Annotated in this window: 23 protein-coding genes, 1 tRNA gene and 1 pseudogene; 17 read left to right on the top strand and 8 right to left on the bottom strand. The window is 67.1% G+C overall.

What is annotated here, in order from left to right; genetic code table 11:
* The 3 genes from E0T84_RS13920 to E0T84_RS13930 all read right to left on the bottom strand — a co-directional run bounded on the left by E0T84_RS13920 (window position 1) and on the right by E0T84_RS13930 (window position 4888).
* The gene (locus E0T84_RS13920; RefSeq protein ID WP_138744716.1) at window positions 1-1443 is read right to left on the bottom strand and encodes a neutral zinc metallopeptidase; all 1443 of its coding nucleotides are present in this window, start codon (window positions 1441-1443) and stop codon (window positions 1-3) included.
* 92 nt (window positions 1444-1535) lie between these two features.
* Complete coding sequence (locus tag E0T84_RS13925; RefSeq protein WP_138744717.1) at window positions 1536-3581, bottom strand: ATP-dependent DNA helicase; 2046 nt, start codon at window positions 3579-3581, stop codon at window positions 1536-1538.
* Window positions 3578-4888, bottom strand: coding sequence for a nicotinate phosphoribosyltransferase (locus E0T84_RS13930; RefSeq protein ID WP_249383639.1), 1311 nt, complete (start codon window positions 4886-4888; stop codon window positions 3578-3580). Before E0T84_RS13930 ends, E0T84_RS13925 begins: the two co-directional genes overlap by 4 nt.
* Window positions 4889-4953: 65 nt before the next feature.
* On the opposite strand from E0T84_RS13930, the gene clpS reads away from it, so the two are divergent.
* The 11 genes from clpS (at window position 4954) to rdgB (ending at window position 12323) form a co-directional block, all read left to right on the top strand.
* Complete coding sequence (gene clpS / locus E0T84_RS13935) at window positions 4954-5268, top strand: ATP-dependent Clp protease adapter ClpS (protein ID WP_070188281.1); 315 nt, start codon at window positions 4954-4956, stop codon at window positions 5266-5268.
* Between the two features lie 6 nt (window positions 5269-5274).
* Complete coding sequence (locus E0T84_RS13940) at window positions 5275-5853, top strand: DUF2017 domain-containing protein (RefSeq protein ID WP_070188280.1); 579 nt, start codon at window positions 5275-5277, stop codon at window positions 5851-5853.
* A 5-nt stretch (window positions 5854-5858) separates the two neighbouring features.
* Window positions 5859-6890, top strand: coding sequence for a P1 family peptidase (locus E0T84_RS13945; RefSeq protein WP_138744719.1), 1032 nt, complete (start codon window positions 5859-5861; stop codon window positions 6888-6890).
* 13 nt (window positions 6891-6903) lie between these two features.
* Window positions 6904-7320 carry a Mov34/MPN/PAD-1 family protein gene (locus tag E0T84_RS13950; protein WP_138744720.1) on the top strand — a complete coding sequence of 139 codons (417 nt, stop codon included), beginning with the start codon at window positions 6904-6906 and terminating at the stop codon, window positions 7318-7320.
* Between the two features lie 9 nt (window positions 7321-7329).
* Window positions 7330-7605: a MoaD/ThiS family protein gene (locus E0T84_RS13955; protein WP_070188277.1), complete on the top strand. Its 276-nt coding sequence runs from the start codon at window positions 7330-7332 to the stop codon at window positions 7603-7605.
* 6 nt (window positions 7606-7611) lie between these two features.
* On the top strand, window positions 7612-8583 hold the full coding sequence (locus E0T84_RS13960; RefSeq protein WP_138744721.1) for a cysteine synthase: 972 nt from the start codon (window positions 7612-7614) through the stop codon (window positions 8581-8583).
* 10 nt (window positions 8584-8593) lie between these two features.
* Complete coding sequence (locus E0T84_RS13965; protein WP_138744722.1) at window positions 8594-9259, top strand: rhomboid family intramembrane serine protease; 666 nt, start codon at window positions 8594-8596, stop codon at window positions 9257-9259.
* A 4-nt stretch (window positions 9260-9263) separates the two neighbouring features.
* Window positions 9264-10088, top strand: a complete 825-nt coding sequence (gene murI / locus E0T84_RS13970) for a glutamate racemase (protein ID WP_138744723.1) — start codon at window positions 9264-9266, stop codon at window positions 10086-10088.
* 64 nt (window positions 10089-10152) lie between these two features.
* The gene (locus tag E0T84_RS13975; protein ID WP_138744724.1) at window positions 10153-10920 is read left to right on the top strand and encodes a cyclic nucleotide-degrading phosphodiesterase; all 768 of its coding nucleotides are present in this window, start codon (window positions 10153-10155) and stop codon (window positions 10918-10920) included.
* Window positions 10921-10937: 17 nt separating this feature from the next.
* Window positions 10938-11717, top strand: a complete 780-nt coding sequence (rph, locus tag E0T84_RS13980) for a ribonuclease PH (protein ID WP_138744725.1) — start codon at window positions 10938-10940, stop codon at window positions 11715-11717.
* Complete coding sequence (rdgB, locus tag E0T84_RS13985; protein ID WP_138744726.1) at window positions 11718-12323, top strand: RdgB/HAM1 family non-canonical purine NTP pyrophosphatase; 606 nt, start codon at window positions 11718-11720, stop codon at window positions 12321-12323.
* A 155-nt stretch (window positions 12324-12478) separates the two neighbouring features.
* Here rdgB and E0T84_RS13990 read toward each other — a convergent pair whose 3' ends face one another.
* Window positions 12479-12823 (bottom strand): DUF3817 domain-containing protein, encoded by a 345-nt coding sequence (locus E0T84_RS13990; RefSeq protein ID WP_138744727.1) that lies wholly within the window; start codon window positions 12821-12823, stop codon window positions 12479-12481.
* On the bottom strand, window positions 12820-13203 hold the full coding sequence (locus tag E0T84_RS13995) for a hypothetical protein (protein ID WP_070945153.1): 384 nt from the start codon (window positions 13201-13203) through the stop codon (window positions 12820-12822). The genes E0T84_RS13990 and E0T84_RS13995 overlap by 4 nt, the downstream gene beginning before the upstream one ends.
* A gap of 79 nt (window positions 13204-13282) precedes the next feature.
* Between E0T84_RS13995 and E0T84_RS14000 the strand changes: the two genes are divergently transcribed.
* Window positions 13283-13981, top strand: a complete 699-nt coding sequence (locus E0T84_RS14000) for a DUF6882 domain-containing protein (protein WP_070188269.1) — start codon at window positions 13283-13285, stop codon at window positions 13979-13981.
* On the opposite strand, the gene E0T84_RS32290 is transcribed toward E0T84_RS14000, so the two are convergent.
* Window positions 13978-14148, bottom strand: a complete 171-nt coding sequence (locus E0T84_RS32290; protein WP_234998490.1) for a hypothetical protein — start codon at window positions 14146-14148, stop codon at window positions 13978-13980. The two genes, E0T84_RS14000 and E0T84_RS32290, sit on opposite strands and share 4 nt — an antisense overlap.
* 283 nt (window positions 14149-14431) lie before the next feature.
* On the opposite strand from E0T84_RS32290, the gene E0T84_RS14010 reads away from it, so the two are divergent.
* A tRNA-Leu gene (locus tag E0T84_RS14010) sits at window positions 14432-14516 on the top strand.
* 20 nt (window positions 14517-14536) lie between these two features.
* Here E0T84_RS14010 and E0T84_RS14015 read toward each other — a convergent pair.
* Window positions 14537-14938 (bottom strand): annotated as a pseudogene (locus E0T84_RS14015) (potassium channel family protein); the annotation flags it as partial.
* Window positions 14939-15025: 87 nt separating this feature from the next.
* Here E0T84_RS14015 and E0T84_RS14020 point away from each other — a divergent pair.
* From E0T84_RS14020 to E0T84_RS14035, 4 genes are all read left to right on the top strand, one after another.
* The gene (locus E0T84_RS14020) at window positions 15026-15679 is read left to right on the top strand and encodes a nitroreductase family protein (protein ID WP_138744769.1); all 654 of its coding nucleotides are present in this window, start codon (window positions 15026-15028) and stop codon (window positions 15677-15679) included.
* A 96-nt stretch (window positions 15680-15775) separates the two neighbouring features.
* Window positions 15776-16189, top strand: a complete 414-nt coding sequence (locus E0T84_RS14025; protein ID WP_171055023.1) for a hypothetical protein — start codon at window positions 15776-15778, stop codon at window positions 16187-16189.
* A 46-nt stretch (window positions 16190-16235) separates the two neighbouring features.
* The gene (locus tag E0T84_RS14030; RefSeq protein ID WP_138744728.1) at window positions 16236-16604 is read left to right on the top strand and encodes an STAS/SEC14 domain-containing protein; all 369 of its coding nucleotides are present in this window, start codon (window positions 16236-16238) and stop codon (window positions 16602-16604) included.
* Between the two features lie 31 nt (window positions 16605-16635).
* Window positions 16636-17382 carry an alpha/beta fold hydrolase gene (locus tag E0T84_RS14035; protein WP_070188297.1) on the top strand — a complete coding sequence of 249 codons (747 nt, stop codon included), beginning with the start codon at window positions 16636-16638 and terminating at the stop codon, window positions 17380-17382.
* Between the two features lie 110 nt (window positions 17383-17492).
* Here the strand turns inward: E0T84_RS14035 and E0T84_RS14040 are convergent, their stop codons facing one another.
* On the bottom strand, window positions 17493-19325 hold the full coding sequence (locus E0T84_RS14040; RefSeq protein ID WP_070945150.1) for a fatty acyl-AMP ligase: 1833 nt from the start codon (window positions 19323-19325) through the stop codon (window positions 17493-17495).
* Window positions 19326-19341: the final 16 nt, after the last annotated feature.

A 19341-nucleotide genomic window follows, 5' to 3' on the forward strand; every position in this document is an offset into this window, starting at 1 on the left:
TCAGGCGAATCGCTTGAGGCAGCGCTGCTCGTCACCCAGAATGCCGACGCGGAAGGCGTCGATGCGGGCGAAACCGGAGGGCACCGACTCGCCGTTGACGTCACTGGCTGCCAAACCGTTGGTGAGGATGCCCGAGACCGCCTCGTCGATGTCGCCTGCGGTGAGCAGGATGGTGTCTCCGTTGGGCAGGTTCACGGGCTTGATCATCTTGGCGGTGGCCACCCCGGTCAGGCAGGCGGTGCGCAACGCCGCCTCGGCATTGTCGAGCACCAGGCCGCGGGCGTGCTGCAGGGCCAGCACGTAGCGCGAGATCAGCACCGAGAAGGCGGTGTTGTCGCCGCCGGCCAGGTCGCCGACATCGACCTCGTCGGACGGCGCTGCAAGAGCTTGTAGTTCAGCCAGGTCGATCACGATGGTGTTGGTGTCCGGGCAGTAGGACGCCGGCGGGCTCGGCCGTGCGCTCGGACATTCCACCGCGACGTCGGGCCGGAAGTTGAGCCGCGGGGGATCGGCGGGCTTGAAGACGGTGTTGAGCGCATCCACCATCGAGCGCACCCAGCGCTCGGTGATGTCCAGGTCGCCGCTCTGGTCCTCGGGCAGCAAGACCGGTAGTTCGCCGCGCCGCTGGCCGATCTCTTTGACGTCGATAGCGGCACAGGCCGCCGGACCGTCGGTGAAGCCGAACTGGAACGCCGAGATCCGTTCGAACGCCGATCCGTGCTCATCGATACCGACCTGGGCCTCGGCCTCGGTCAGCAGCGGATCCCGGAACGAGATCACCGCGGCCAGCAGATTGTTGAGCCCGTCGGCGGTACTGAGCGTGAACCGCGCGGAATCGCCCTGGGCCACCCACCGCATGTAGCTGCCTGCCAGGCAGTCGGCCTGCTGCTCGGCGACCAGTGTCGGCGTCTTGCGGTCGATCAGTCCCGCCTGTTGCTGGATCGCATGCCCGTACTCGTGCGCGAGCACCATGACGGCGCCCATCTCGCCATTCTGCTGACGCAGACCAGGTATCAGCACGCCCCGGTCCCAGCCGATGGTCCGATCCGGTTTGCAGAACGCGGCGTTGACCAGACCGTAGGTCTGCATCCCGCAGAACCGTCCATCGAAACTGTCGGCGTCCCAGGAGATCAGCGCGCGCACCGGTTGAAACTGGCCATCGAACGCCTCGGGATAGGCGTCCGACCAGAACTCCTCGAGATCGCTGACGGCGCTGGCCGCGAGATGGTCGTCCTTACCGCCGTCGGTGTCGTCGACCCGGCGCGACGGCGGCTGGGCGTCGGGACGCAGCCCGCTGGAACCGTCGGTCGCAGGCATGCCGGCGACCGAGAACGGATCGGCGAACACCGACACCGCCGCACCGTCGACCAGCGACGAGCATGACGCCATCGGCAACACCGCGCACACCGCCAACGCTATGCCGATCATGGTGCGTCGGCTCATCCTCGCTGCCTTCCGGTGCACTCTGGCGGCCAACTGTCCGCGCGGCTATGCCGCACACACTAGTTAACTCTGCGGGCGCCGGGTGCGATTTGTCAGCTCGCGCCCCGAAGCCGCTTCAATGACTGACGCACCCGGTCAGGGTCGGTGGTGGACCAGAACGGCGGCAGTGACGAACGCAGGTATCCGCCGTAGCGGGCCGTGGCCAGCCGGGAGTCGAGCACCGCGATCACCCCGCGATCGTCGGTGTGGCGCAGCAGCCGCCCGGTGCCCTGGGCCAGCAGCAGCGCGGCGTGGTTGGCCGCGATCGCCATGAAGCCGTTGCCGCCGTGCGCACTGATCGCGCGTTGCCGCGCGGTCAGTAGCGGATCGTCCGGTCGCGGGAACGGAATCCGGTCGATCAGCACCAACGACAGCGACGGTCCGGGGACATCGACGCCCTGCCACAGCGACAGAGTGCCGAACAGCGAGGTCTCGGGATCGTCGGAAAACTGTTGCACCAAAGCCGAAGTCGTGTCTTCGCCTTGGCAGAGCACCGGCGTGGACAGCCGATCGCGCATGACCTCGGCGGCGGCCTTGGCCGCCCGCATCGACGAGAACAGGCCCAGGGTGCGACCGCCTGCCGCGGTGATCAGGCCTTCGATCTCGTCCAGCGTGCGGGTATCGGTGCCGTCCCGACCGGGTGGCGGCAGATGCTTTGCCACGTAAAGGATTGCGGATTTGGCGTGGTCGAATGGTGAGCCCACGTCGAGACCGCGCCAGCCCGGTCTGGCAGGCGCGCCGGCCCCAGCTGGTTTGGCCGGCTCGCCGGCGTCGGCGAAACCGCCCAGACCCCAGTTGCGCGCCATGGCGTCGAAGTTGCCGCCCAGGGTCAGCGTCGCCGAGGTCAACACCGCGGTGGTGTTGGCGAACAGCCTGGTGCGCAACAAGCCCGATACCGACATCGGGGCAACCCGCAGGATCACCCGGGTGGCGTTCGCGCTTTCTTCCCGCGCCACCCAGACCACGTCGACGCGGTCGGGGATGGGTGGGACGAACGATGTGAGGATTCGGGTGGCGGTGTCGCTGACATCGCTGAGCGCGGTGACGGCCTCGGTGCGGGCCGAGGCCGCCTGTGGGTCGCTGGGGGTGGTGTCGATCGCTGTGCGCGCCGCATTGGCTGCGTCGCGCAAGGCGGTCAGGTAGGTACCCAGCTCTTCGCCCAGCACGTCGATGCGACCGGCGTCGAGTTCGTGCAGCAGCGAGGACAGTGTTGCGATGGCGGCCTCGAAGCGTTGCGCCAGTTCGTCATCCACCAATCGGGCCATCCGGCGGTGCGCCACCGCCATGGACGTCGCCGACAGTTCGGCGGTGGCCACCCCGGTCACCCGGTCGGCCAGTTCGTGGGCCTCGTCGACCACCAGCAGCTCGTACTCGGGCAACACCGAGAAATCGGAGAGCGCGTCGATGGCCAGCAGTGCGTGATTGGTGACGACGACGTCGGCGGCACCGGCCTTCTCCCGGGCGCGCTCGGCGAAGCAGTCCGTCCCGAACTGGCACCGGGACACCCCGATGCACTCGCGGGCCGACACACTCACCTGCGACCAGGACCGGTCAGGCACCCCGGGAGTCAGCTCGTCGCGGTCGCCGGTCTCGGTGTCCGAGGACCATTCGGTCAGCCGCTTCACATCGCGGCCCATGGCACTGAGTGCCATCGGTGAGAACAGCTCGTCTTGTGGACGATCGGCTGGTTCCTCGGCGGCGCCGTTGTGAATCTTGTTGAGGCACAGATAGTTTCCGCGACCCTTCAGCAACGCGAACGTGGGCTTGCGGGGCAGCGCGTCGGCCAGTGAGTTCACCAGCCGGGGCAGATCGCGGTCCACGAGCTGACGCTGCAGCGCGATGGTGGCGGTCGAGACGACAACCGGTTGCTCGGTCTGCAAGGCGCGCGCGATCGAGGGCACCAGGTAAGCCAGCGACTTGCCGGTGCCGGTGCCGGCCTGCACGGCCAGATGCTCACCGGATTCGAAGGCATGGGCGACCGCCTCGGCCATTTCGACCTGGCCCGGCCGACCGGCTCCGCCGAGCCCCTTCACTGCGATCTTGAGCAGATTGGTCACCACGTTGGCCACCTCGCGGGATGGCTTCGACTTGGTCGTCATGACTGGGGCGGCAGGACCCGGGTGGGGATGGCCGGCTCACCGCGAGACAGCTTGAGGCCGTCCCACGGCAGGCTGTGCAGCCCAGCGGTGACCCGCTCGCGGGCGGTGGACAGGTCGGCGGCGGGGTGGTGCCCTTCGGCCGGGACACCGCCCGTCACCAGTGGCACGGTGAGCCGCCGGGCGGTGAGCCCCGAATCCGGCGGGGGCTCCTGGCCGTATGGATGGACGACTTCTTCGACGATCGTGCCCGAGGCCTTGGTGAGCCGCACGGCCTGCTTGCGGCCCCCGTGGGACTCCTTGTGGCTGCTGCGCTTGGCCACCGGCATGCCGTCGACCTCGACGAGCTTGTAGACCATGCCTGCGGTCGGTGCGCCCGAACCCGTGACCACGGAGGTGCCGACCCCGTAGCTGTCGACGGGCTCGGCGCGCAGGGCGGCGATCGCGAACTCGTCGAGATCGCCGGACACCACGATCTGAGTGTTCGTGGCACCGAGGTCGTCGAGCTGCTGGCGCACCTGACGGGCCAGCACACCGAGATCTCCGGAGTCGATGCGTACCGCGCCCAGGTCCGGCCCGGCCGCCGCGATCGCGTTGGCCACGCCCGCGGTGATGTCGTAGGTGTCCACCAAGAGGGTGGTCTCGACCCCGAGGGCTGCCACCTGGCCGCGGAACGCAGCCTGCTCGTCCGGTCCGGACTCGGTGGTGTGCAGCAGTGTGTAGGCGTGTGCCGCCGTGCCCAGGGCGGGCACGCCGTAACGCTGCTGGGCGGCCAGGTTCGACGATCCGGCGAAGCCGGCAAGGTAGGCGGCGCGGGCCGCTGCCACGGCGGCCAACTCATGAGTCCGCCGTGAGCCCATCTCGATCATCGGCCGGCCGTGGGCCGCACTGGCCATCCGGGCTGCCGCCGAGGCGATCGCCGTGTCGTGGTTGAGGATTGACAGCACGAGAGTCTCCAGCACGACGCACTCGGCGAAGGTGCCGTGCACCGACAACACCGGTGAACCGGGGAAGTAGAGCTCGCCTTCGGCGTAGCCGTCGACGTCACCGCCGAACCGGTAGTCCGACAGGAAGTCCAGTGTCTCCGAATCCAGGAACTCCGAGAGCGCGGCGAGTTCGTGGGCGGCGAACGTGAACTCTGCCAACGCTTCCACGAACCGCCCGGTGCCCGCGACCACCCCGTAACGGCGGCCTTCGGGCAGCCGACGGGCAAAGACTTCGAACGTGGTGCGGCGGTGCGCCGTGCCGTCGCGCAATGCGGCGGCAAGCATCGTCAGCTCGTACTTGTCGGTGAGCAACGCGACGGTCACATCAGCAACCGTAGCTGTTCGCGGCTGCTTCAAGAGGCCGGCACCCCGGCCGGTATTGTGGGCCCATGGTTACACCGGCGAAGGCCCGACCGGGGACCCGCGAAGAGCGGAGTGCGGGTGGGTCGCCCCGGGAAGATTCAGCGCCCGAAAGCCCGTGGGTGACCATCGTCTGGGACGATCCGGTCAACCTGATGACCTACGTCACCTACGTGTTGCAGAAACTTTTCGGATACAGCGAGCCGCACGCCACCAAACTCATGCTGCAGGTGCACAACGAAGGCAAGGCCGTGGTGTCGGCAGGCAGCCGTGAGTCGATGGAGACCGACGTCTCCAAACTGCATGCCGCGGGCCTGTGGGCGACCATGCAACAGGACCGCTGATCGACAGTGCGCAAATGGAAACGGGTCGAGACCGCCGACGGTCTGCGGTTGCGTTCGGCGTTGGAAGCCCACGAGGCCGCATTGCTGTCGAGCCTGGGCGCTTCGATGCTCGGCATGCTCGAAGATCGTGGATCATCCGGACCCACAGACGAACTCGAGATGATCACCGGCATGAAGACCGGCAACCCGCAGCCGCCCGAGGACGCCACCATGAAGCGTCTGCTGCCGGATTTCTTCCGTCCGCAGACCGAGCATCCGGCCGGTTCGGGCACCGCCGAGAGCCTCAACAGTGCGCTGCGCGGGCTGCACGAACCCGCCATCATCGAAGCCAAACGTGAAGCGGCCCAACGTTTGTTGGACACCATTCCGAATGGCGGCGGCAAGTTCGAGCTGACCGAGGACGACGCCGAGGCGTGGGCGGCTGCCGTCAACGACATCCGGCTGGCGTTGGGCACGATGCTCGACATCGGGCCACAGGGGCCCGAGGAGTTGTCCCCCGAACATCCGATGGCCGGGCATCTCGACGTCTACCAGTGGCTGACCGTGCTGCAGGAGTACCTCGTCCTCGGTCTGATGGGGAGATAGGTCTGATGGGTTCGATCACCGACGTCGGCGGCATCCTCGTCGGGCACCACCACCGCATCGACCCGGACGCGACGCTGGGATCGGGGTGGGCGTCGGGATCGACTGTGGTGCTGACGCCGCCGGGCACCGTCGGCGCTGTCGATGGCCGCGGCGGAGCCCCGGGCACCCGTGAGACGGACCTGCTGGACCCGATCAACACCGTGCGCCACGTCGACGCCGTCGTGCTGACCGGCGGCAGTGCCTACGGGCTGGCCGCTGCCGACGGGGTGATGACCTGGCTGGAGGAGCAGGGCCGCGGGGTGGCGATGGACGGTGGCGTGGTGCCGATCGTGCCTGCCGCGGTGATCTTCGACCTGCCCGTTGGCGGATGGGCCAACCGGCCGACCGCGGAGTTCGGCTACGCGGCCGCCGCGGCTGCCTCCACCGATTTTGCCCTGGGCACCGTCGGCGGCGGGGTGGGCGCGCGTGCCGGAGTGCTCAAGGGTGGCGTCGGCACCGCCTCGGTGACCTTGGACTGCGGGGTGACGGTGGGCGCCCTGGTCGTGCTCAATGCCGCCGGCGACGTGGCAGACCCGGCCACCGGCCTGCCCTGGATGGCGGCGTTGATCGAGGAGTTCGGGCTCACCGCGCCACCGGCCGACCAGCTCGCCGCCTACGCCGAGCGCCACCGGGAGCTGGGCCCGCTGAACACCACCATCGCGGTGGTCGCCACCGACGCCGCGCTCAGCCCGGCCGGATGCCGCCGCGTGGCCGTCGCCGCGCACGACGGACTGGCCCGGACCATCTCCCCGTGTCACACCCCGCTGGATGGCGATACGGTGTTTGCGCTGGCGACCGGCGCGGTGACCGTCGAGCCGGACGAGAAGACACCGGTGGCGATGTCGCCGGAGACGGCGTTGGTCACCCGGGTAGGTGCCGCCGCGGCGGACGTCCTGGCCCGTGCCGTCCTGGTCGGGTTGCTGGCCGCCGAGCCGGTGGCCGGAATACCGACCTACCGTGACATGTTGCCGGGAGCGTTCGCCGTGAAGGAAAGCTGATGGGAGTGATCAAGTGCTGGTGATCCGCCGGGACCTCGTCGAGGCCATGGTGGCGCATGCCCGCGCCGACCACCCCGACGAGGCGTGTGGGGTGATCGCCGGGCCTGAGGGCTCTGACCGGCCCGAGCGCTTCATTCAGATGGTCAACGCCGAGCGTTCCCCGACGTTCTACCGCTTCGACTCCATGGAGCACTTTCGGGTGTGGAAGGAGATGGACGAGGCCGACGAGGTGCCCGTCGTCATCTACCACTCGCACACCGGCACCGAGGCCTATCCGAGCCGGACCGACGTCTCGATCGCCGCCGAACCCGATGCGCACTACGTGCTGATTTCCACGCGTGACCCCCACGAGCACGAGCTGCGCAGCTACCGCATCCTCGACGGCGTCGTCACCGAAGAACCCGTCACTATCGTTGAGCAGTACATCTAAGGAGTTTCCATGGCAGTCACCGTTTCGATCCCGACCATCCTGCGTCCGCACACCGATGGGCAGAAGCGCGTCAGCGCTTCGGGCGACACCCTGCAGGCGGTGATCGCCGACCTCGAGGCCAACTACTCCGGCATCTCGGACCGGCTGGTGGATAACGGCAAGCTGCACCGCTTCGTCAACATCTACGTCAACGACGAGGACGTGCGCTTCTCGGGTGGGCTGGAGACCGTGATCGCCGACGGCGACTCGGTGACGATCCTGCCTGCCGTCGCGGGTGGAGCCTGACCCTCTATGACCAGATACGACTCGCTGTTGCAGGCCCTGGGCAACACTCCGTTGGTCGGGCTGCAGCACCTGTCGCCTCGGTGGGACGAGGGCGCGGACGGGCCGCATGTGCGGTTGTGGGCCAAGCTCGAGGACCGCAACCCGACCGGCTCGATCAAGGACCGGCCCGCATTGCGCATGATCGAGCAGGCCGAGCGCGACGGCCTGTTGAGCCCGGGCGCCACGATCCTGGAGCCCACCAGCGGCAACACCGGCATCTCGCTGGCCATGGCGGCGATGCTCAAGGGCTACAACATGATCTGCGTGATGCCCGAGAACACCTCCATCGAGCGGCGTCAGATTCTCGAGCTCTACGGTGCGAAGATCATCTTCAGCCCGGCTGAGGGCGGTTCCAATACGGCCGTGGCGACTGCGAAAGAGATTGCGGCCCAGAACCCTTCGTGGGTGATGCTCTACCAGTACGGCAACCAGGCCAACTCTGACGCGCACTACTACGGCACCGGCCCGGAGCTGCTGGCCGACCTTCCCGAGATCACCCACTTCGTCGCCGGGCTCGGCACCACCGGCACCCTGATGGGCACCGGCCGCTTCCTGCGTGAGCAGGTGCCCGGTGTGCAGATCGTGGCCGCCGAACCGCGCTACGGCGAAGGCGTGTACGCGCTGCGCAACATCGACGAGGGGTTCATCCCCGAGCTGTATGACCCCGACGTGCTCACCACCCGGTTCTCGGTGGGTTCGTATGACGCGGTCAAACGCACCCGTGACCTGGTGACCCGCGAGGGGATCTTCGCCGGTATCTCCACCGGCGCCGTGCTGCACGCCGCGCTGGGCATGGGGGCCAAGGCGATCAAGGCGGGTGAGCGCGCCGACATCGCGTTCGTGGTCGCCGACGCCGGTTGGAAGTATCTGTCCACCGGTGCCTACGCCGGTAGCCTTGATGACGCAGAGGACGCGTTGGAAGGGCAGCTATGGGCGTGAGCGGGCAGGAATGACGAACCTCCCTTCGACCGCACCGAAGAAACGCCCGGCCTGGATTGTCGGCGGCGTCACCATCATCTGCTTCGTCGCGCTGCTCTACGTGATCGAGTTCGTCGACACCGCCATGGGCCACCGGCTCGACCAGGACGGCATCCGCCCCCTGCAAACCGACGGACTGTGGGGGATCCTGTGGGCGCCCCTGCTGCACGGCGGCTGGCCGCACCTGATCGCCAACACCGTGCCGGCGCTGGTGCTCGGCTTTCTCATGACGCTGGCCGGGATGGGGCGGTTCATCGCCGCGACGGCCATCATCTGGATCCTCGGCGGCTTCGGCACCTGGCTGATCGGCAACATCGGCCTGCGCTGCCCCTACGTGACCGTGCAGTGCACCAGCACCCACATCGGCGCATCGGGCCTGATCTTCGGTTGGCTGGCATTTCTGATCGTATTCGGATTCTTCACCCGCAAGGTGTGGGAGATCGTCGTCGGCATCGTCGTGCTCTTCGTGTACGGCGGTGTCCTGTTCGGTGTGCTACCCGGTAACGCGGGCGTCTCGTGGCAGGGCCATCTCAGTGGTGCCATCGCGGGCATCGTCGCGGCGTATGTGCTGTCCGGGCCGGAACGCAAGGCGCGCGAACTCAAGAACCGGCCCGGCCAGCCGCGACTGAACGCATGACCATATGAACGACCGTCTCGCACCCGTCGGCATCTTCGACTCCGGCGTCGGCGGACTGACCGTGGCCCGCGCCATCATCGACCAGCTGCCCGACGAGGACATCATCTATGTCGGCGACACCGGCAACGGACCGTACGGGCCGTTGACCATCCCCGAGATCCGGGCGCACTCGTTGTCCATCGGCGACGATCTGGTGGCCCGTGGCGTCAAGGCTCTGGTGATCGCGTGCAACACGGCTTCGTCGGCCAGCCTGCGTGACGCGCGCGAGCGCTACTCGCCGGTGCCGGTGGTCGAGGTGATCCTGCCCGCGGTGCGACGCGCGGTGGCAGCGACGCGCAACGGCCGCATCGGGGTCATCGGCACCGCGGCGACCATCGCCTCGGGCGCCTATCAGGACGCGTTTGCCGCCGCGCGTGACACCGAGGTGTTCGGGGTGGCGTGTCCGCGGTTCGTCGATTTCGTCGAGCGCGGGGTCACCAGCGGCCGTCAGGTGCTCGGTCTGGCCGAGGGATATCTGGAGCCGCTGCAGCGGGCCGAGGTGGACACCGTGGTGTTGGGCTGCACGCATTATCCGATGTTGTCCGGGCTGATCCAGTTGGCGATGGGAGACAACGTCACCCTGGTGTCCTCGGCGGAGGAGACGGCCAAGGACCTGCTCAGGGTGCTCACCGAGCTCGATTTGCTCAAGCCGCACGAATCCGGCCCGGCCCAACGGGTGTTCGAGGCGACCGGAGATCCCGAGGCGTTCACCACCCTCGCCACGCGGTTTTTGGGGCCGGGGCTGGACGGGGCACGGCAGGTCCGGCGTCACGCGGGGGCCGGAAAATGATCTCTGTCGGCCAAAGCGGCGATGTCTTGGCAACGCGCACATCGGGCATGGCAAGCTAGACACTGTGCGATTGACCATCCTGGGATGTTCCGGCAGCGTTGTCGGCCCGGATTCGGCAGCCTCCGGCTATCTCGTCACCGCACCAGACACGATTCCGATGGTGGTCGACTTCGGCGGTGGCGTCCTGGGTGCGTTGCAGCGCTACGCCGATCCGAATTCGGTCAACGTGTTGCTGTCGCATCTACATGCCGATCACTGCCTGGATCTGCCGGGTTTGTTCGTCTGGCGGCGGTACCACCCGATCCCGGCCACCGAGCGCGGGCTGATGTACGGGCCGGCCAACACGTGGGCCCGGCTGGGTGCGGCGTCGTCGCCTGAGGGCGGCGAGATCGACGATTTCACCGACATCTTCGAGGTGCGGCATTGGGAGGACGGCTCCCCGGTGCAGTTGGGCACGCTCAACATCACGCCGCGGCTGGTGTGCCACCCCACCGAGTCCTACGGCATGCGCTTCACCGATCCGTCCGGTGCGACACTGGTCTACAGCGGGGACACCGGATACTGCGACGCTCTGGTCGACCTGGCTCGCGGGGCCGACGTCTTCCTGTGCGAGGCGTCGTGGACGCACGATCCGTCGCGCCCGCCCAAGTTGCACCTGTCCGGCACGGAAGCGGGACGAGCCGCGGCTGAAGCCGGCGTCGGTGAGCTGCTGCTGACCCACATTCCGCCGTGGACTTCACGCGAGGACGTGATCAGCGAAGCCAAGGCCGAGTTCGACGGCCCGGTGCACGCCGTGGTGTGCGGCGAGACCTTCGACGTCACCCGGGGCTGACCCGCTAGGGTTGGCGGGTGTCCAAGCGAGAAGACGGTCGTCTTGACGACGAGCTGCGTCCGGTAACCATCACCCGCGGTTTCACATCGCATCCCGCCGGCTCGGTACTGGTGGAGTTCGGCCAGACCCGCGTGATGTGCACCGCCTCGGTCACCGAGGGTGTGCCGCGGTGGCGCAAAGGTTCCGGGCAGGGCTGGCTGACCGCCGAATACGCCATGCTGCCGGCCGCCACTCACGATCGCTCGGATCGAGAATCGGTCAAGGGCCGCGTGGGCGGGCGCACCCAGGAGATCAGCCGCCTGGTCGGACGCTCGCTGCGCGCCTGCATCGACCTCGGCGCGCTGGGGGAGAACACGATCGCCATCGACTGCGACGTGCTGCAGGCCGACGGAGGTACCCGCACCGCGGCCATCACCGGCGCCTACGTGGCACTGTCCGATGCGGTCATGTATTTGGCTGCGGCCGGGCGGCTTTCCGACCCGCGCCCGCTGTCCTGCGCGATCGCGGCGGTGTCGGTGGGAGTGGTCGACGGGCGCGTCCGCGTCGACCTGCCCTACGTCGAAGATTCCCGCGCCGAGGTGGACATGAACGTCGTCGCCACCGACACCGGCACCCTGGTCGAAATCCAGGGCACCGGCGAGGGCGCGACCTTCCCGCGGTCCACGCTGGACAAGATGCTCGACGCCGCGCTCGGCGCGTGCGAGCAACTGTTCGTGATCCAGCGCGAGGCACTCGAACTGCCGTATCCGGGCGTGCTGCCCGAGGGCCCCGCGCCCAAGAAGGCGTTTGGCAGCTGAGTGCCCGCCCTTCTGGTAGCCAGCCGAAACGCCAAGAAGCTGGCCGAGCTGCGCCGGGTGTTGGATGCCGCCGGGGTGGTCGGTCTGGAGTTGTTGTCGCTGGCCGATGTTGCGGCGTATGACGAGGCGCCCGAGACCGGTGCGACGTTCGAGGACAACGCGCTGGCCAAGGCTGCGGACGGTTTCCGTGCCACCGGATTGGCTTGCGTGGCAGATGATTCCGGGATCTCCGTGGACGCCCTGAACGGCATGCCGGGGGTGTTGTCCGCGCGATGGTCCGGTTCTCACGGCAACGACGCGGCCAACACTGCGTTGCTGCTGGGGCAGCTGGCCGACGTGCCCGACGAACGGCGCGGGGCGGCGTTCGTGTCCGCCTGTGCTTTGGTGTCTGCGTCGGGTTCGACGGTGGTGCGCGGCCAGTGGCCGGGCGCGGTGACCCGCGAGCCCCGCGGTGACGGCGGGTTCGGCTACGACCCGGTGTTCCTGCCTGAGGGGTCCGACCGGACCGCAGCCGAGCTGACTCCGGCAGAGAAAGACGCGGCATCGCACCGCGGCCGGGCGTTGGCGCTGTTGGTGCCCGCGCTGCGGGAGCTGGCCAGGGCGTAGTCAGCCCCGTTTGTCACGCCCGAGTGGCTCCGGCCACCGAGCGTCACGCTGGCGTGACGCTGGGGAGCCGGCCGCGTGGAATGGATTCCGGGTTGTCACGCCAGCGGGGCGGTCGACTGCCCGAGCCACTCCAGAGTGACGGTGGGAACGAACCGTCAGAGCTCGAAGCGCTTCTTGAGGTCGAGCGTGTTGAAGTGTTCGACGATGATGCCGAGTAGCGGGATCGTGCCCGCGAGCAGCACACCGATGGTCTTGCCGATGGGCCAGCGGACCTTGACCGCGAGGTTGGCCGTGAACATCAGGTAGATGAAATACACCCAGCCGTGCACGATGCCGATCCAGCTCGGCGGATTGTCCACCTGCACGATGTACTTGAGCACCATTTCGTAGCACAGCGCGATGAGCCAGATACCGGTCGTCCACGCCAGCACGCGGTAGCCCAGCAGGGCTTTGCGGATGGTCTCCTTGGGCGTGCTGACCTCGGCCTGGGGTTCGGTCATCTGTCGGTCCTGTCTTTCGTCTCGGACTGGTCGGACTTGGCCAGCTCGGCGAGGTAGGCGTTGTACTCGGAGAGTTCTCGGTCGCCGGCGTCCGTCGCCGCGGCCTTGGGACGTTCTGGCAGCAGGCCCGCGGGGATCTCGGTGACGTCGTCATGAGGCCGGGGCGACGGTGGTGTTTCTTCGTAGCGGACGAACTTGTAGTAGGCGTAGAAACAGAACCCGGCGAACATCGGCCATTGCAGCGCGTAGCCCAGATTCTGGAAGGTGCCCGAGGCCGATTCGTAGCGGGTCCACTGCCACCAGGCCAATGCCAGGCAGCCGGCGGCGCCAAGACAGACCAGCGCGATGAGCGCCGGTCTCCTACGCCGTGTAGTGGACATTCGTCCATGGTACGGCGCGGGTCTCGGGCGTCGAAAATACGTGCCAGGATGGGCAGTGGATGCCGCTTAGGCTTTTCGCGTGCTGCTATACGACCTGCTCCTCGACGCCGCGATCGTCCAAGCCGAGACGCAAGCCCACCTCTCCGACCTCATCGGCGAAAATTCACCGTACGACGGAGACTGGAGCCTCGATCTCGGCGCCGGCATGTTCTCGAAGGCCTCGACGAGCGGTGCCGACCCGTTTGTTGCGCGGGCTGAATTGCTCGGTTCCGCCGCGCCGGGGCCTGGCACCTGGCTATGGGCATGGGCGAACTCCGCCTACCCGCCCTCGATCACCGAGAGCAGCGCACTGATCCGGAACTTCGGAGAGCAGTACGACGTCGCCGAGTTGCGTGACGCAGAAGTGTCACTCGGAGAGGCCGAGCCGCGTGAGTTCGCGTGGTGGATGGGCGGGGTCGCGGCGCTCCTTCTCGGACAACTGCCCACCTACACCTTTGAGGCCGACGCCTCGACGATCGGCGCAATAGTGCTGGCGGACGACCGGCTGCGGTTGCCCGAGCCGACCGTGCCCAGACTCATGCGCAGCGTGGGCGAGGCGTTGCATGCGATACCGGTCGCGCCCCGCAGCGTGTGGGCGTGGGGTGATGTGCGCGGGGTCCAGGTGGACGAGATGCCGGAGGGTCTGCGGATCGCGCTGCCCGACGGACATGCCGAGTTCCGTTTCGACGAACAGGACCGGCTGATCGACATGTCGGGTCAGGCGCTTCCGTCCGACTAAACCTTGGGGCCGATGAATTCGTCGAGGCGAGCCGTGGCGGCATTGCGATAGATCGACACGATGTACTGGGTGGAACGTGTCCACGGGATGCCGAGGTGGTCCAGTGCGGCGGTGAGAAGGCCGAGGATGTCCTCCGAGGTACAGGCCGAGCAGGTACGCATATTCACGCGGAGGCAGCACCGAAAACTCGTGATCAATGCCGCATGGCGAGGATGCGCCGGGTAGCCGGAGCCGATTGGGTGACCGGGTTCGCCAATCACGCACTGTCGGACGTGGAACGGCGGTTTCCCGTGCAATTGCGCAGTCGTTCGTCCCCGACGCAATCAAGGCTTGGACCCTGTTGAACTCATCCGCCGACCGCACATCGCCTCTCTTGACCGCCGATGCCACCAACATATGACCGACCTCCGACAGATTTCGTCGAGGTGGGAGCTGTACGATCGGTGCTCTGCGGGCGTGGCGAAATTGGGCATACGCGCGGGCTTTAGGTGCCCGTGTTCGAAAGAACGTGTGGGTTCGAGTCCCACCGCCCGCACTCAACTCGCCTGTTTCAGGGTCGCCGGCCGGCACGGTCTGCACGATCCACGACGCGATCGTCGCGGTGATCGAACCGACCAGGCTGATCCCGCCAATCATCAACAGCGCGGCGATGACTCGTCCGGTCGTGGTTACCGGGTACATGTCGCCGTAACCGACAGTCGTGATGGTGGTGATCGCCCACCAGACAGCATCGCCGGAATCGGTGATGTGGGCGTCGGGTTGGCCGCGCTCGGCTTGGAGCACGGCCAGTGATGCGACGTACACCAGCAGGACGGCGCCCGAGATGGTGTAGAGGATGACCTTGCCGCGGATCGCGTGGCCGACGGCTTTCTGGATCACCCCGATCAGCACGATGATGAGCCGTAACAATCGCAGCGGACGCAACAGCGGCAGAATCACGATCGCCAGATCCACCAGGCGGGACCGACCATGCGGCTCCAACGGCGGGCCGAGTGTCCATCGAGAAGGCTCCCTGGCGCAACTGGCCGTGTTGAAATTGTGGCCATGACACAGCAGGAAACGCTGGGTACGCCAATCGAAGAGGCCATGCGTACTCAACGGGCGATCCGTCGGCTCAAGAGCGATCCGGTTGATGACGCACTTGTGCTGCATCTTCTGGAACTCGCGATGAAGGCGCCGACGGGTTCAAATGCGCAGAACTGGGAGTTCGTTGTCGTCAAGGACCGCGAAGTCGTTGCGAAACTCGGCGGGTTGAATCGCCGAGCCCTGAAGTTCGGCGGGCCGATCTACAAGCGCGTCGTCGTGCGCAACATGACTGATCAGATGCTGCGGATCGAGAAGGCGGTGCAATTTCAGGCCGATCATTTCGACGAAATCCCCGTCGTAGTCGTGGCCTGCCTCAAAGGTGTGATTCCGCTCTGGCCGTCGATGGCGGTGAGCAGTTCCTACGGTTCGATTTTTCCCGCGGTTCAGAACCTCTTGCTCGCGGCGCGTGCAGCTGGATTGGGCGCCGCCCTGATCACTTTGCCGTTGTGGAGCAAGTTCTTGGCGCGGCGTGCGCTGGGCTTGCCGTGGAACGTCACTCCGTGTGCGGTCATCCCACTTGGCTGGCCGATCGGCAAGTACGGTCCCACGACTCGTCGACCGGTCGGAGAATTCATCTCTCTCGACCGCTACGGCAATCGAGCTTTCCGGTAGGCAGCGCGACTGGCCGACCGGGCTTGGCGAGGAGACCGTATCGTTCCATCTCGCCAAGGCGTGCGGGGCGCCGGCCTGCGCAGAAGGGATCGATACATGGGTAAGCGGTTGATCGCGTTGGTTTTGGCAGCGATGGTGATCGTCGCCGGTTGCGGTAAAGGCGGTGACGGGGCCGCGCAGACCGTCACACCTGACCATTCCCAGACAGCTCCGTCGGGCAATTACACCGCCTTCGCCGAGGAGGGACCCGAGGAGACGGGCGAGAAGTCTTGGGTCGTCGTGGTTCGGGACAAGGCCGGCAAAGTGGTGTTCCATGACCACGCCTCGTACGACAAAGGCGTGCTGATCACCTGGTTGCCGACGGAACCTGAACAGCTCTGGGTGTATTCGGGTGATACCGGCATCTACCGGATCGCTCCCGGCAGCCACGGTGGGTGGACCCGGAGCGTGGTGAACCGCGACAACGTACCGTCGGAAATATCGAGCCTCTGGGACTCTTCCCATTCCTGAATCAACCCACCGGGTGCAGACTCGAGTGTGAGACGGGAGGAGCCCAATGATCGATGCCCTCCCCGACATGCCCGAGGGCGTGTTCGGGATCCGGGTGTCGGGCCGAGTGCGCGGTGACGATCTGCGCGAATTCCGGCCGACGATGGACGAATTGCTGGAAACCGGTGAGATCCGGATCGTCGAGGTCATCTCGCCGGACTACGAGGGATTCGGCAGCGGCGGGCTCGTGGAGGATCTGAGGCTCGGCCTCGGCGCCCTGCTGCGCCATCACTCTGCGTTCAAACGGATCGCTGTGGTTTCCGACCTGGAGTGGGTAGCCCACGCCATGCATGCGTTCGCCTGGATGATCCCGGGGGATCTCAAGGTGTTTGGGCTGGGTGAACTCGACGCGGCGAAGGACTGGGCCGCCGCCTGAGATCGGTAACCGCCGTGTCACCATGTCGGACATGACAGTCGTTCTGGTGCATGGCAATCCGGAGTCCGACGCGATCTGGGATCCACTGGTCGAGGCGCTCGGACGCCGGGATGTCGTGCGGCTGTCACCGCCAGGGTTCGGGGCGCCGGTGCCCGACGGATTCTCCGCAACGTATGTGGCCTACCGGGACTGGCTTGAACGTGAGCTCGAAGCCATCGGCGCGCCGGTCGATCTTGTCGGACACGACTGGGGCGGGGTCCATGTGGTGAACGCGATGATGCATCGACCCGAGCTGGTGCGTAGCTGGGCCAGCGACATCGTCGGAGTATTCGATCCCGATTACGTCTGGCCTGAGATGGCCCAGGCATGGCGCACGCCCGGAAAAGGGGAGCGCCTCGTCGAGAACATGATGGGTGGCACCGTCGAGGACCGCACCGCCGTATGGTCCTCGCTGCTGCCGGAGGGCATCGCAGCGTCGATGGCACAAGCCCAGGGCCCGGAGATGGGGCAGGCGACCCTGCGGCTGTACCGCTCGGCCGGGGAGCCCGGTGACATGGCCGAGGTGGGCGGCGGGTTGGAGCGGGCGAGCGCCCGTCCGGGTCTTTCACTGCTGGCCACTGCGGATCCCTACGTCGGGTCCGAGGAGATCCGGCGCCGCGCCGCCGGCAGAGCGGGTGCGTCGACCGCGGTACTCGACGGGTTGGACCATTGGTGGATGGTGCAGGATCCGGCGCTCGGTGCTGCGGCCCTGTCGCGATTCTGGGAATCGCTCGACTAGCCGCCAGGTGGTCATCGAGGAGCCGCCTCGCTGAGATCAACGCTGTGGCGGCCCAACGCAACGCGGAACGACCGTAGCGTCGCACTCGGGGAAAGCCCGAGAGTCAACCCCTACTTGTTGAACTTCCCGCTCAAATACTCAGCGCGGCAAGCGCTTCGGGCGAGCTTTCCACTCGTCGTCCGGGGGATCACGCCGGCGGCGACCATCCGCACGTCGGCCACCCGGATCTGGTGGTGGCGGGACACGGCAGCGCGGATGGCGTCGACGATCGGACCGGGCTCGGCGCGGCCGGCGCCGGCGGCCCGCTCGGCGACGATCACCAGTTCCTCGCCGCGGTTGCCGACCACCGAGAATGCCGCCACGTAGCCCGAGCGCACGGCGGGTGAGGCTGCGCTGACCGTGGTCTCGATATCGGTCGGGTAGTGGTTGCGTCCGTCGATCAGGATCATGTCTTTGATCCGGCCGGTGAGGTACAGCTCGCCGTTGAGGTAGACACCGAGATCACCGGTGGCCAGCCAGTGGCTGTTGTCGGGCACCTCTTCGGCGTGGCTGCCGGTCGCCAGGCGGGTCTGCAGCTTGTTGCCGAACACCCGCTCGCTCTCGTCGGGGCGGCCGAAGTAGCCCTGGCCGACGTTGTTGCCGTGCAACCAGATTTCGCCGACGACGCCGTCGGGGGCCTCGCCGCCGTCACCGTCGGCGATCACCGCCCACTGGTTCGGGATCGGCTGGCCGCAGGACACATGGGCCACTGCGCCTTCGTCGGTCGGGTCGACGATCACTGCCCGGCCGGCGCTGAGTTGTTCGCGGTCGAGGTAGACCGCGCCGGCTGCAGCGCTCGGGGCGATGCTGGCCACCGACAACGTCGCCTCGGCCATGCCGTAGGACGGTTTGACCGCGGTCGCGGGCAGCCCGTACGGGGCGAATGCCGAGGTGAACTTCTCGACGGCGGCCATGGTCACCGGTTCGGACCCGTTGAGCAGGGTCACCACGTTGGTCAGGTCCAGGGCTTCGCCGGCCGGGGGCAGGCCACGGTCGGCGGCCAGTTCGAACGCGAAGTTGGGTGCGGCGGCCAGGGTGCGGCCGTGGGCTGCCTCGATACCGAGCTGCTTGATCCAGCGGTAGGGCCGCCGGACGAAAGCCATCGGATCCATCAGCGTGATGTGGCTGCCGCACAACGCCGGGAACATGATCATGATCAGGCCCATGTCGTGGTACAGCGGTAGCCAGCTGACGCTGCGGATACCCATGCTCAGGTCACCGGCCAGGATCATCTGCAAGACGTTGGTGCACACGTTGCGGTGGGAGATCTCCACACCAGCCGGGGTCCGGGTGGATCCCGAGGTGTACTGCAGATAGGCGATGTCATCGGTTCCGACGGTGGGCGCCTGGAACATCGATGCCAGCGAGTCCGGGACAGCATCCACCGCGATCAGGCGGGGGCGTTCGGCGGCGGGCAGCGTGCGCAGGAAGTTTCGCACCGACTCCGAAGCTGCGCTCGTGGTGAGGACCACGGTGGGTTTGGCGTCGGCCAGGACAGCGGCGAGTCGCTCGGCGTGACCGGCCAGGCTGGGCGCGAACAGCGGCACGGCGATGTTGCCGGCGTGAATGGCGGCGAAGAAGGCGGCCACATATTCGACGCCCTGCGGTGCCAGGATCGCCACCCGGTCGCGGGGCTGGGTGACCTGCTGCAGTCGGGCGCCGACAGCGCTCACCTGTGACCACAGGGCGTTCCAGCTGAGCTCGACGGCGCGGCCGTCCGGGTCGGTCGAGTAGTCGAGGAACCGGTATGACGGCTCGTCGCCAAACGTGAACCGGTTGCGATCCAGGAACGACGTGAGGGTGACGCCGTCGGGTACGACGATCGTGCCGTCCTCGCGAACATAGTTCTCGATGTTGGACGTCGACGAATCAACAGCACTGGTTGCGAAGGGATCCCGACCCATAACAGGTAAGACTAAT

It is taken from the genome of Mycobacterium sp. DBP42 (assembly GCF_005924235.1).
GTDB lineage: Bacteria > Actinomycetota > Actinomycetes > Mycobacteriales > Mycobacteriaceae > Mycobacterium > Mycobacterium syngnathidarum.